The 13416-nt window shown below is 65.4% G+C and carries 7 protein-coding genes; 5 read left to right on the top strand and 2 right to left on the bottom strand.

What is annotated here, in order from left to right; all coding sequences use genetic code 11:
- Nucleotides 1-31 precede the first annotated feature (31 nt).
- The 5 genes from BLW84_RS42535 (at nt 32) to BLW84_RS42515 (ending at nt 12355) form a co-directional block, all read left to right on the top strand.
- Nucleotides 32-9607 carry a hypothetical protein gene (locus tag BLW84_RS42535; RefSeq protein WP_143061313.1) on the top strand — a complete coding sequence of 3192 codons (9576 nt, stop codon included), beginning with the start codon at nt 32-34 and terminating at the stop codon, nt 9605-9607.
- The gene (locus BLW84_RS42530) at nt 9588-10055 is read left to right on the top strand and encodes a hypothetical protein (RefSeq protein WP_143061312.1); all 468 of its coding nucleotides are present in this window, start codon (nt 9588-9590) and stop codon (nt 10053-10055) included. Before BLW84_RS42535 ends, BLW84_RS42530 begins: the two co-directional genes overlap by 20 nt.
- 1 nt (nt 10056) lies before the next feature.
- Nucleotides 10057-10518, top strand: coding sequence for a hypothetical protein (locus BLW84_RS42525; RefSeq protein WP_143061311.1), 462 nt, complete (start codon nt 10057-10059; stop codon nt 10516-10518).
- 251 nt (nt 10519-10769) lie between these two features.
- Nucleotides 10770-11327, top strand: coding sequence for a hypothetical protein (locus BLW84_RS42520; protein ID WP_093277924.1), 558 nt, complete (start codon nt 10770-10772; stop codon nt 11325-11327).
- Nucleotides 11328-11374: 47 nt separating this feature from the next.
- Nucleotides 11375-12355 carry a hypothetical protein gene (locus tag BLW84_RS42515; RefSeq protein ID WP_245761772.1) on the top strand — a complete coding sequence of 327 codons (981 nt, stop codon included), beginning with the start codon at nt 11375-11377 and terminating at the stop codon, nt 12353-12355.
- Between the two features lie 148 nt (nt 12356-12503).
- Here BLW84_RS42515 and BLW84_RS48710 read toward each other — a convergent pair whose 3' ends face one another.
- Together BLW84_RS48710 and BLW84_RS48705 are read right to left on the bottom strand one after the other, a co-directional pair.
- Nucleotides 12504-12773, bottom strand: a complete 270-nt coding sequence (locus BLW84_RS48710; RefSeq protein WP_218157707.1) for a hypothetical protein — start codon at nt 12771-12773, stop codon at nt 12504-12506.
- Nucleotides 12770-12949, bottom strand: a complete 180-nt coding sequence (locus tag BLW84_RS48705) for a hypothetical protein (protein ID WP_218157706.1) — start codon at nt 12947-12949, stop codon at nt 12770-12772. Before BLW84_RS48705 ends, BLW84_RS48710 begins: the two co-directional genes overlap by 4 nt.
- Between the last annotated feature and the right edge of the window lie 467 nt (nt 12950-13416).

Below are 13416 nucleotides of genomic sequence, written 5' to 3'. Positions count from 1 at the left end.
GGATGCGGGGACGTTCGGGCGTCGGAGTTCGGTGTCTGAGGACGAGGTCGGTTCGTGGCTGAGCAGTAGCGGCTCTGTCAGCGGTGATGGTGCCCAGTCGTCGGATGGCGGCGGTGGCGAGGTACCGGCTGGTCAGGTCGACGGCTCGAGGACTCCTGCGCGGGACGCCGAGCCGAGCCCCAACACATCCACTGACGATGCGGATGTGTTGGGTGATGCGGAGAGCGATGACGCCGAGAGCGACTTCGATGAGGAGGAGTTCGAAATTGCGGTACGGCCAGCGTTGCGGGAGCGGCTTGAGGATTTGCGTGGAGACGAGGAGTCGTCCGGGGACACGATGTCCGCCGCGGAGTCCGCTGTGGACGGTGGTGCCGGGTCGATCGGGAGCTCGTCCAGCTCGGATACCGGTTCGGATTCTGATAACAGCATCCTGAGTGAACCGCCAAACAAAACCGCCGATGTTCGGGCGCGGGTTGATGGTGATACCCGCCAGGACAGACATCGGTTGCAGATCCCCAGGGATCTCCGCCGTAGCGAGTCGATGGGCTCGGCGCAGCAGATCGCCCAGACGGTCGGAGCAGATCAGGTCGTCCAGGCCGTGCGGGGATTGGTGCCCGAGGACACCGATCCGGACGACTTCGAGTCGGTGGAGCATGCCGTGCTGAACGAGATCGGCAGCTTGCGCGGTGAGGGCAAGGTGTTCGAAGTCGGCGGTGTGTCGGTGCGGGTGCAGGCCGCCAAGTTCGACTGGGGCCGCAGCGAAGCCGCGGAAGGAAGGGCCACCGAGCAGTCGGCCACCTGGACCGCCGGTCACAAGGCGAGCACGACGAGCGCGTCCGGCCATCGGCCGAGGTACCAGCAGCTCTTCTTCGTGCCCGCCGTGCCTGGAATTTTCGCTCTGGGCCTCGTCGACCTGCCAACTGGCCTGGCCTCGAACCGCGTCACGAGCCGCACCGAAACGCACAGCCAGTCGATGCGCATCGCGCTGCCGGAGCGTGCAACCCCGGGCAGTGACAGTGAATACGCCGGCGCGCAGCCGGTGTATGTGCCGGTGACGTTCCGGGTTTCCCTGGTTGACAGGGACGGGCACGACACTGGTCCTGTCACGATCGTCGGTGGGCGCGATCACCCTGACGCCGACCCGGTCGGCACCACGTTGAGCGTGCCCACGGGATTGCGGCCGATCGCGCGTGAACGCGCTGTACCGATGCCGAATGAGCTGCCTGCTTCGGTGCTGGAGGACGCTACGGTCAGGCAGTCGACGCGCGGTCTGTATCAGGGCAAACCCTTGCGGACGAAGACGAAGTCCGGGGAGCCGCCGACCATCTACGACCAGGTGGCCGCCCAGCTTGGGTCGCTGGACAACGACTCGCGGAAAGCCCTGCGGGAGTTCCTGGGCCAGGACAATGTCAAACGGATGTTGCCGGACATGCGGGTGAGCGAGAAAGCGGCAGCCGCCGGTCGGGGCTGGGTTACGTTGGAGACGCCGCTGCGCTCGAGTAACCCGCTCAAACGCCTGCTGTCGAGCCGGACACAGAGTGTGCAGATGCGGGCCGTCGCCCGGCAAGTCAGCTACCTCGAGACGATGGACGACGCACTGGCGGAGTCGGCCTCCGATGCCGGCACTGAAGCGCTGAACGTTCACGGTTCGGGGCGTAAGGGTGAGGGCTCGGGGGCCGTCGGGCCCGCCGTGGACGTCGGGGTGCTCACCGCGGCCGCAGGCCCCTTTGCCATGGGCGGTGGCGGCCGCAGCCGTGACCAGGAGTTCACGACCTCGTCGAAGGTCAGCGAGACCGCTGCCCGCAAGGTCCAGATCGTTCGCTACCGCACTGAGTATGACTGGGAGGTCCGCACGTCCGGTGGGTCCCCGATGACGTTCGCCGACGCCATCCATGGCTTGCACTGGACGCCGTCGGAGTTCGCCCGGGCAGCCGGGCTCGTGAGCGAGGACGGCCAGCCGCACCCGAATCGCGTGGCCGACATCACCCGTGCCGCGCTGGAGGCCAGTGGTGCGGGCGCGAAGCTCGCCAGGATCGTTCGCGATACGGCGCATAAGATCCCAGACCATCACCGGTGGCCGTTTTGGCGGGACACTGATCTCGTCATCGATTTCGACAATCCCAAGCTGGCCAAGGGAATCTCGCGCAATGCCAGCGAACAGTTGGCGCGCGGTAATCAGATCGACAGTTTGCTCTCAGGCAACACGTTGTCGTCCCCGCGGCTGGTCGAGGAAATGCTCACCGATCAGGCCGCGTCGATCGAGATGGTCGAGCACGGTCGGGGACACGACTATCACGTATCGCTGAAGGTGGCAGCGGAGGTGCTCGACGTCCAGGATATGGATGTCGAGGAGGCGGATGCTGGGGTGACGATTTCCGAATCGGAGTCCGCCAAGCACAGCAGGAGCGTGTCGTGGAAGGCCGGGGCTGGTTTCGTGGCCCGCGTCTACTCGACGGTGGCCGGCCAGATGTCCCTTGTCACCAGCTACCACAAGTTCGGTTTCGAGCGGAGCAAGTCCTCCCACATTGGGGAGGGCGCCGAGCTGTCCTTCGGTGGCAATCGGGGCAAGGAGCCGGCCGCCACCGGTGGAGTGGGCAAGGAACCGCGCAAGCGGGTGGCCTTCCGGGTGCGGTACACGGTGTCGGGGACGCACTGGCAGGAATGGAACCAACTGGCCAAGGGCCTGTCGATCGGCCGGCCGGGGATGCACACGCCGACGGAAGATCAATTGCCAATCGTGGACACCTTGGCCCAGGAGGAGAATCGGGATCCGGGTGTCGTGGACACCGACATCGTCGTCGAACTCCCCGCGTGGCAGGCCGATCAGCTCAACGCCGAGTTGAAGAAACTGCGCGATGATGCCGTCAAACCCGTCGACCGCACCGTGGTTACCTACGACGACAAGACGATGCGGCAGGGACTTTCCCGGGTCTACGACGGTACGCAGGTCGTATCCGCGCATGGTCTCAAACACCTTCGGGAATCGGCGTTCCGGCAGCTCAGGGAACTCTCTGGACACTCGGTCTGGGAACTCGCCGAGAATGCGGACCTGGTCAATAGCGGGATCTCGCTGGCAGAGGTGCGTGGGACTCCGCGCTCCGCAAGCAAGAAGGTCCGGATTCACGGGCTGAAGACTACGAAGCGCCGCCAGGAGCAGCATGCCGTGGTCGAGTATTCGCGCATGATGCTGAACCCCACGCCGGTGCTGGATAGTGACGGTAATCCGGTCAAGGTCTGGGAGCAGCCGACGCGGTCGGTGACCGGTGAGCGCACCACCGAAAGCAGCAAGACCGGCACCTTCTCCTGGTTCAACTCCATCGAGCCCGTGATGGCCGCGGTGGATGAGAACACCGGCGTCGTGGCCGGTACGGTCCTCGAAGAAGTGGCCCCGGGGAAGGGCAGCTATCTCCGCAAGCGGGGACATGAGATCGACACCAGCCACTCCCGGTCGGAGACGGGTAAACCGCGCGAACGCCACCTGGTCACGGTGGATGTCGTGAATACCGTCGGCGTCGAGGTAAAGACCATTGGCAAGATCGACCGAATGGGGTTGTTCAAGGGCAAGCCGCCCGTCCGCTCCGCCGAGCGGTTCACGCTGCCTCAGTCGAAGACGGTTTTGGTCGACGACCGGCAGTTGCAGGAGATGAAGACCAGGACGGCCGAGGTCGAGGCGCAGCGGGCACACGAAGCCGAAAAGAAGGAACCGGAGGTTTCCACCAAACCGCTCGACTCGCCCATGGATGTGGCGCCGGTGCCCGACGGGCACACGCTGGCCACCCCGTCCTGGAGCCGAGGGGTCACCGAACCGGTGGACCTGAGCGGCCAGATTCGGTTGCTGCGCCGGCAGATTTCCGAGCGACTGGGCCCCGACGCGGCCGAGGCGCTGTTGCCGGTTTCCCCGCAGGGCAGCCCCCTCGGTAACGACCGCTCGGCCGAGCATTTCCTGTCCAACGTGCAGGCCAAGCTCGGCGACCTCGAGAACGGGGGAGCCAGCACACAACTGCGGTGGGAAGGCAGGTGGAAGGGGCACACCTACGAACTCCACGTGGGGGCGGAACTTCTGGGTGCGCCGGAGGCGGAAGGGATCAAGCACGGCGAACTTGCGACGTCCAGCGCGGCGTCCATCGTCGCCAACAAGATCCGCAGCGCCACCTGGGTTGTCCTTGAGTTCATGACGGGCGGGATCCCGGGCGCCGTGTTGCACGGGCCGGATTCTTCGGGTGGAGCCGGGCAAGTAAGCAGCGAATCGATCCCGCAGCACGGCTCGTCCTACGGCAGGCTGGGCCTGGGATTGATCCACGTCGCCGAGTGGTTGAAGCAGGTCCGTGGCCGCACGCAGACCGAGACCACGAGTTACACGAACTCCGAGAAGGTCGCAGGTGCGCTGGCTTCGCACCGCGCCGACGTGCTGTTCGACGTGCGCATCGAGCGCGATGGGGAACGCATCGCCGCAGCCCCGGACGTTCGCACCGTTGGGGTGAGCACGGCGGTCGAGGACACCCTGCCCGCTGACCTGGCCCAGCGGTCCCGCGCGGCGGAGATCACCGATCTGACGGCATCGCAGGCAACGGACGAGGCCATCCAGCGCTGGAAGACCGACGACGCCGAGGTTCTGCCCGGTGCCAGCGAGTTCCGGGCGGTGGAGTTCCGCGGGCTCGTCGAGGACCTGGTCGCCGCCGGCGAGCGGGCGATCACTTCCGCCGGGGGCTCGGTGACCGCGGAGGCGCGCCGGAGCTTGCGGGCGTGGTTCACCCCGCACCGCTTGGAGGCGTTACTCAAGCGCTTCGCGGATCTGGATGCGAAGTCTGTGTCGGTCCAGCTGCCGCCCGGGCTGGGCGTGAACCTGGACCTATACCTCAAGATTCCGGATCGGGGCGCGCTCGCGTCGACGAGCGGACGAATCAAACTGGATGGCTCGGAGCCGAACAGCCATTCGGCCGACGAGAAGGAGCGCGGCTCGGGCAGTGGCCATGCCGTGGCCGTCGCACCGTTTTTCGCCGGGGGTGTGTCGCATCCTGAGGGGGCGAAGACCTACGAGGAAGGCCGGCACGCGTTCGGCCAGGCGGGTGACTGGAATATGCCGCTCATTTCCCGTGGTGGGCACGAATCCGAAAGTGAACACAAAGAGGAATCCGAGACGGACCACGAATCGATTCCCAAGGAGAGTGCGGACTCTCCGTTGAAGGACATCACCAGCACCTGGTTGCACGGCGCGGAGTTCCTCATGGTCGCCACCCCCGCTGAGCACAGCATCGGCAAGCGGCGAGCGGCCGTCGGCGCCATGTTCGAGTCCGGTTACGTGATCCGCCGCAGCGACCGCGGCAACGAGCTGCCGGACGAGCTGGTGGCCGCCACGAGGAATTTCGCCGAACGGGACCAGGAGTGGACCTCCGCGAGCGACCAGCAGCGCGTCGCGCACTTCACCCTGTCGCAAGCCACGCAAGCCGCACAACGGGCGGATCGCGAAAAGCTGGAGGAAGCCGAAGCTCGAAAGCAGGCGGATCGCGAGGAGCTGCTGGCAGCCGAGGCTCGCAAGCAGGCGGAGCAGGCTCGGGACGAAGCGGACACGCGTACACAGATCGCGGAACGCAAGTGGTGGCAGGCCAAGCAGCACTACGAGACCCAACTCGCCCACGCCCGCACCGATGATCCCGCGCTGGCGGGTGCCCCAAGCGACGCGAGCGTGACCATCCGCAAGGATGCCCAGGGGCGGCTGCAGGACCGCTACGCCATGTTCCCGGTGGCGAAAAAGGCCGTCGATGCGAAGCGGGAGGGCCGCCAGCCCCGCGCCCGCTACGTCGTGCGCGGCGATCTCGATAGAAGAGCCGATGGCGCATCGCAAGCCGCGCGCGATTTCTCCCTGGTCACACGCGACCTGGAAGGCATGCTTGACCTCGCGCAGAAGGACCGCCCCAAGGGGGCCCGTCTCAAGGCCGACGAAGCCGGACTGATCGCACAGCCGCAGTTCCTGCACGCCGAAGGGCCGACGCGGGTGGAGATCTCGATCGAGCCGGGCCCGCTCGTCCGTGATCCCGCGGAATCCGAGCTCAGTCCGGACGGCCGTGGGTGGACCCGCGAGGACTTGCGGAGCGAGGCGGAACGGTCGAGGCCGGTCTTCAGCGATCTGAGTGCGCTCGAGCAGGAGTCGTTGCGGTGGCAGGCAGAGGGGATCCTGGCGAGGGACCACGCTTTTAGCGCCCTGGACGGCCGGACCGCGGATGAGCTTCTGGCGTTGCGCAACGACATGGCAGCGGTGTTGGCGCGGCCGCTGTCACAGGACAACCAGCGGCTGGCCGAGGAGCTGTCGCGGAACCTGGCGCAAGAATTCCACACCGCTCGGAGCACGTCGTTGCGCCCGAGCCCGGAACCGGACATGGCCAAGACGGTTCGGACGCCGGACAACGGTCCCGCTGAGGACCGGCCGGGGCCGTCCCGCGCAGCGGCGAAACCGGGGCTGGATGACGCGCGACGGCGCCCGCCCCGGCCCGGTGAGAGGCAGGCCGGTGAGGGTGCCTCCATCGCGACGGGCTCTCCTGCGGACGGTGATCCAGTACGTAGTGCGTCGGCTTCGGTCAATGAGCAAGCGTTCAACGACCCGGAGGTGGAACCGGAGAGGCCGGTGGTGTTGCCGTCCGAGGGTTCCGGGCTGCGGCGTGAGGGCTGGGGGGCTGGGCTTCCGGCCGAGGTGACAGGTCCGAAACGTCGGCCTGCGACGACGAGGACGCAGGAGGAGAAGGTTGGCGAGAGCTCTTCCGCGGCGTCCAAGCGGCGGTGGGTGGAAGGACCCGCTGCTGGGGTTGATTCCGGGCGTCCGGGTGGCGGGGGCGGTGAATCGGCGCCGACCGATCAGGCAGCACAGGATGAGAAGAAGGCGCAACAGAAGCAGAAAAGGAGGAAATGGGACGCGGATCTGCGGCGGGCGCAGAAGGACGCCGCCGCCGCGGTTCCGAAGTTGGAGGAGTCGCAGCGGCGGGGGGAGTTGGATTCGGTTAAGGAGAAGGCTCTTGAGCAGCTCCGGCTGAAGGCGCAAAAGCATGAGGAAGTGAAGAAAAGGAAGGCGGATTGGCGGCGGGAAATTAAGGACGCCGCCGCCGCGGTTCCGAAGTTGGAGGAGTCGCAGCGGCAGGGGGAGTTGGATTCGGTTAAGGAGAAGGCTCTTGAGCAGCTCCGGCTGAAGGCGAAAAGGTATGAGAAGCATAAGAAACAGACTGTGGCTCGTCAGCGGGAAATTAAGGACGCCGCCGCCACTGCGCTTGAGGAGTTGAGGGAGTTGAAGAGGCAGGGGACGCTGCCTTCGTGGCGGCTGCCCGAGCTCGAATTGCGGGAGGAAATTAAAAGGTACGAAGACGAGGCAAATAAACTGGCGCCCCCGTTGTCGAGGAGGAGAAAAAAGACTGAGGAAAGCAGGGGTGAAATCGAGACGTTGAAGGCGTCGGGGCCGCTGACCGATGCTGATCAGGACCGGCTGCGTACGTTGCAGGACAAGGTGGATGACTGGGATTATTCTCGGCAGAAGTTGCAGGAGGTGAGGGACAGGCTGGCGGAAAAGAAGAAGGAGCTGGAGTCGGTGCTGGCCCGGGGGGAGGCTGGGTCGGGGCGGATTGCGGATGTGGGGGCGAGTGGGCAGCAGGATGCGACGGTGTTGGGGGAGCTTGGGGACGACGCCGATGCGAATGCGTGGCTTACTGGCGCGGATTTTTTGGATGTGGCGCGGGGTGGGGGTTCGGCGGAGCAGGGTGGGGCTGATCGGGACGAACACAGTGAATGGGACGCGCGGTTGGATGGGAGCGATCTCGAGGCGTGGCTTGAGCAGGCGAATGCGGATTTGGATGTGCCGCGGGGTGGGGCGGATGCCGGGGCGTTGGTGGAGGAGGACCCTGCTTACACGGAGTTTGCCGAGACCGCGTTGACTGCGTTCTCGCAGCAGGATGCCAGTGAGAATGCTGGAGCGGACTGGGATTTTGGGGAGTTTCTTCGTGATTTCGGGGATACTGGGTTGTTTGGTGGTGAAGGGGATGGTCTGGTTTTTGGTGAGCCGGTTGTGGATGGGGGATTGTCGGGTGGTGTGGTTTCTGGGGTTTCGGGTGGGGGTGAGTCGGCGGGGTCTTGGTCTCGGTTCTTGTCGGGGGTGAACCGGGATAATTATTTCTCTGGGGATGAGCGTTATCAGAAGAATTGTTTGGAGGCTTCTGTGGCGTTCCACAATTCTCTCGTGCGCGGTCGGCAGGTTGTGGCGGGGCCGGCTGGTGATGTTGATCCGGCTCGGTTGGTGGCGGCTGGTGGGAAGGCTTGGCGTGTGGATGACTTGGCCGAGGCTGAGGGGCATGCGCGGAGCTTGCGGGTGGGTCGGGATATGACGGTGATCTTCCAGCGAGCAGACGGTAGTGCGCATGCGATCAATGCTGTGCACGTAACGCAAGACGTGGTCAAACTGGGGGATGCGCAGAAGGGGGAGGAAGCCGAGGAAACTGATGTCTTGGCGGCGACCGGGGTGTGGGTGGTTGAGCTGCCGGAGGGGCAGGTGGTGTTGCCGGCAGGCGGTTCCGAGCTGCGCGGCCAGGGCGGGGTGGCTGGGCTGCCGGCCGAGGTGACAGGTCCGAAGCGTCGGCCTCTACCGACGAGGACGCAGGAGGAGGAGGTTGGCGAGAGCTCTTCCGCGGCGTCCAAGCGGCGGAGGGGGGAAGGACCGCAACAGAAGCAGGCAAGGAAGAAAAGGGACGCGGATCGGTATCGGGCGCAGAAGGACGCCGCCGCCGAGGTTCCGAAGTTGGAGGAGTTGCAGCGGCGCGGGGAGTTGGATTCGGTTGGGAAGAAGGCTCTTGAGCAGCTCCGGCCGAAGGCGGAAAGGTATGAGGAAAAGAAGGAAAGGGACGCGGATCGGTATCGGGCGCAGAAGGACGCCGCCGCCGAGGTTCCGAAGTTGGAGGAGTTGCAGCGGCGCGGGGAGTTGGATTCGGTTGGGAAGAAGGCTCTTGAGCAGCTCCGGCCGAAGGCGAAATGGTATGAGGAAAAGAAGAAAAGGGAAGCGAATCGTATTCGGGAAAAAAGGGTCGCCGTCGCCGATGTGCTTGCGGGGTTGAAGGAGTTGAAGAAGCAGGGGCAGCTGCCTTTGGATCGGCTGCCCGAGCTCGAATTGCGGGAGGAAATAGAAAGATACAAAAAAGAGATAAATAATCTGACGGCCCGAGTTGCGAAAGAGAAAAAAAAGAATGGGGAAAGCACGGGCAAAATGAAGGCGTTGAAGGCGTCGCTGGCGGAGATGAGGGGCAGGCTGGCGGGAAAGCAGGAGGAGCTGGAGTCGCTGCTGGCACGGGGGGAGGCTGGGGCCGGGGGGATTGCGGGCGTGGGTGCGGTGTTGGGGGAAATTGAGGACGACTTCGATGGGGATGCGTGGCTTGCTGGGGCGGAATGGGAGGAATGGGCGGATGCAGGTGGGGTGCGGGTGCCGCAAGATGCGGCGGTGATGCTGGAGGGGGACGTTGATCTCGAGGCGTGGCTTGAGCAGGCGAATGCGGATTTGGATGTGTCGCCGGATGCGGGTTCGGTGGAGCGTGGGGCTGATCGGGATGCGTGGTCGGGTGGGGGCGTTGATCCTGGTGCGTCTTGATGAGGTGATGGGGGATTCAGCTGGGAAGGGGCGGGCTGCGGCATCTTCGTCCGATGTGGACCAGGATCGGCAGACGGAGTTGGCGGCGTTGCAGGAGTCGCTGATGCGGGCTGGGTCGTCGGGTGATGCGGCTGGTCGTCGGGTTTTGGATGGCAAGGGCGATCCGGCCGGGGAGCGCATGGGTGCGTCTGGGAAGGGGCAGGCTGGGGCAGTGCCGGCTGGGATTGCGACGTTGGCTGAGGTGGCGGGTCGAATGGAGCAGCATTTGAACACGATGCCGCTGGAATTCAATCCAAACGGTGTGCGTGAGTACGTCGAAACTTTGAAGCAGTTGGTGCGCCAGGGACAGTGGACTCCGACGGAGTTGCAGACAGTTGAGTCGCGCTTGGGTGTTATTCAGGAGATGGAGAGGAAGTTGCACAACGTTCGCCGGGCGAAAGGTGGGTGAGGTGTATGTGCAGGCGAAGCAGGCGATAGCGCAGGGGCGTGGTCCGATCACCTACTTCAAGGACGGTGTGCCCGGTGGGGTGAGTTCCCGGCCGGACGTGCGTCTGGGATTCGAGGTCGAGTTCAAGCTCCTGGGCGATAATTTCGATGTCAGTTTTGACCGGCGGTTGACCCGCGTGCAGTACGTGCGTGTGGCACAGATCATGAAGGTCAGCGAGGCGTTGCTCTACCGGCTGGGCAACGTTGCAGGCGGCGACGGGTCGAAGCAACGCAAGGTCGCGCATGCAGCGCCGGTCTCGCTCCCGCCGGATCCGTACACAGTGGACGAGAAGGTGAGAATGCCGACTCGTACTACCCCGTGCCCTACGCGGGCGACAAGCACTATGCAGTGCGTTTTGAGGTCTCTGGTGCCAAGGACGATCGACTCGAGTTCCGGTTCCCGGCTGGGGACGCGGGTGAGCTGACCGAGAGCCCCGCCTTGTGGCAGGCGCGGACCGAGGCGAGCACAGCGATTACGTTGGCCAGTACCGATCCGACGATCTACCCGGAGCTGGATCGGCTGATGGGTGATCCGGATCTGCTGGGCTATGAAGACCAGACCAGGAACGAGGGGCCTGGCTGGAGAAGCTGGTGGAGTTCCTGGAGTTGTTGCCGCTCAGTGAGGACGGGCAGGTGGAAGTTCACTGGTGGCATTGGCGACTAGCCGGCGCTGATCATGAGCCTGCCCGAACAGTCGGTGCTGTTCCCGGCCCCGGGTGCTTCGAAGGCGCAGGTCCTCGCCGAAGCGTACTCGTACCAGCTGTACAAAGACGCGAGCCTCGTCGTGGCCCGGTTGGCGCCGAACGGTAACGGGATTCTCCTCCGGAATGGCGACGAGATCGATTTCCAAGGGTTCGCACAGTGGCTCGAGCACCGCCGTGTCGGACGGAAACAGGACCGGTGGACGTTGCTGGCGATTCCCGGCGCTCCCGCTGCGCTGCTGGGAGAGGTGCTCGAGCTCGTTGAAGGACCGGTATTGGCAACGGTGCAGCACTTGTACAAGACCCAGGACGGGCGTCTGCTCACCGGCGTTTACGAAACGGATCGAGATGGTCGCGTGCAATTCCGTCCCAGCAACGGTGGGTGGATGGAATTCACCGAGGAAAACCCGCTCGGCGAGCTTACCGGTAAGGCTGATCTGGGCGATGCGTTGATGGATTCCAGGACCAGGCTTTTGCCTGACAGGCCCGCGGAGGTTTATCGGTACTGGCCCACCCGTGGATCGGGGTCGTGATGTCTGGCGGGCTTGACGAGCCGGGGGTGACGATGGGAGGACGGAACGTGTCCGTTGGTGATGAGGGCCTGGTAGGGATGCATGATCTGTTGCTCGGACTTGCCGGCCGGGTGCCGGATGAGTTCCTCGCAACGGCTCGGCAGCACCTGGCGGACGGCGCGATCGACCAGGTTGCTGAGTCGGTGTGCCAGGAGCTGGCCACTGGCGGTGTGGCGCTGACCTTCCGGCAGATGGGTGTGCTGACCGAGTTCTTGGCCGACACCGCTACCCCGACGTTGAGCCGCATCCCGGTCGGTGACGAGCAGCGGGTTCTGGCCTGGCATTTCACCGGCACACCAATCGATTCTGAGGACGCCGACGATGCAGGAGTGGCTGCGTTGGTCGCGGTGCTGTCGGATACCCCCGGCGCCCAGGGGTTGTGGCGTGCGTGGCGCGGCCCGATCGGTGGCCAGGGGGCGTGGTTGCCGGTGTATGTGGTGGAGGCCGGGAGTGCTGATCCGGCTGGGCTGACCGGTCGGCTTCAGCGGGCGCTGGCCGCGGCCGGTCCCGATGCGCCGCGGGTGGAGGTGGTCGCGCCCGGCGGTGAGGTGCCGATGTATCAGCGGGCGGCACGGTCTTACGGCCGGTTGGTGTGGGCGGCGACAGAACCTGCCCAGCTGAACTTGGCGCGTGCATTCGACGGCGTCGATGAGGCTGGGGATCCGGTGTTCGAAGAGGATCACCCGCGTCTGCTCGACGCGGCGGAGCGGGACCGAGTGCTGGACTACCTCCGGGCGGGCACGGTAATCCTGGACACGGACTCGACAATGGACGATGTGGTGGATCGGTCGCGAGGGTCCGTGGTGCCGGTGAGTTTCCGTTCCGACGGGATGTGGATCTGGCCGGACATCGTCTGCTACTACCTGGAGCAGCACGGGTTGGCCCCCGACGAACAACTGCTGGCCCACATCCACAGCACCAACCGCCCACCAGCACCCCTGGGCGCGGTAACCACGCACCGCGTCCTGGAGTATTTGTCCAACGGGTAGTCCTCGTCGTTTGGGGTGCGGCCGGGCGGTGTGTCGGGGGACGTCCGCTCCGCCCGGCCGCGCGGCTCGATGCCGCCGCGAGTCGGGGAGGTTGCGGCATCGGGCCGGGTTTTGAGAGTGCGCGAAGGCGTTGTGGCTTCGTTGATGTCTAGTGACAGCATTTGTGCACGGGTTTCGACGGCAGTTGGTGATCAATCCGACCCTGGATTGTTAGCCGCGGAAAGGACACCAGCGCCTGCGTCGACACGACACGCGTGAGGGCCAGGGTGGCCGGGAACGGGAGTGCCGGGGCCGGGCGTAGCGGCTCGGCGGCGGCGACGGTGATCACGCTGGCCTTGCCGTCGGCGGGGGCGCAGCCGTTGTCGCCGCGCTTGGCGCACCAGGAATCGAGTAGCTGCTGGGCCTGTTCGACGGTCACGTCTCGGGTAGGTTTCGCCAGAACCGTTGCGCGGCAACATGGTTGGCCTTCTCCACCGCGCCTTTGCGGTTGCCGCGCCGAGGCGGACACGCCCGCACCGCGACGCCGTAATGCTTGGCCACTGCGGCGAACGAGGCCTGCACCCGGCCGGTGTCGGGGTTGATCACGGTGGCCATCCGGTCGAACCGCCACGCGATTCGTCAACCCGCCCAGGGCGCGGGTGACCCGGTCCAGACCATCGATGAGGTGCGGCTGATCCATCGAGGCGCACAGCACGCCGCGCCACCGGCTTGCGTGCGACAGCGCCCCGACCATCCGGTGCGCCGGTTTGCCCCCCCGTTACCTTTTTCGTAGCTCCTGATCTAGGAGTTGTGGTCGCCAGGTCCGGCATGACTGACGCCCCCAGTCGTAGGCATGATCCGGGGGGTGGTGTCACCGGGCCTGGTGGCATCGACCGACCGCTGATAGGGACACGGCCGCCTGCTGGGCAGGTCTCGTCGTAACGTGGGTGCCGGCGCTCGATGCTCGACCGGCGACCACCCGAGACAAACGAACGGCACGGTGGATGAGCAGCGATTTCGGTGTGTTCCTCGGCCTGGACGTAGGGAAAGGCGAGCATCACGCAGTGGGCGTGGCTCCGGAC

The organism is Saccharopolyspora shandongensis, assembly GCF_900106995.1.
Lineage (GTDB): Bacteria > Actinomycetota > Actinomycetes > Mycobacteriales > Pseudonocardiaceae > Saccharopolyspora > Saccharopolyspora shandongensis.
This window is presented reverse-complemented; position numbering and strand designations above follow the sequence as displayed.

Bases quoted from the DNA above. Each gene is read 5' to 3' on its own strand.
- BLW84_RS42520 (WP_093277924.1), top strand. From the start codon at position 10,770: ATGAGCCTGCCCGAACAGTCGGTGCTGTTCCCGGCCCCGGGTGCTTCG.
- BLW84_RS48705 (WP_218157706.1), bottom strand. From the start codon at position 12,949: ATGGCCACCGTGATCAACCCCGACACCGGCCGGGTGCAGGCCTCGTTC.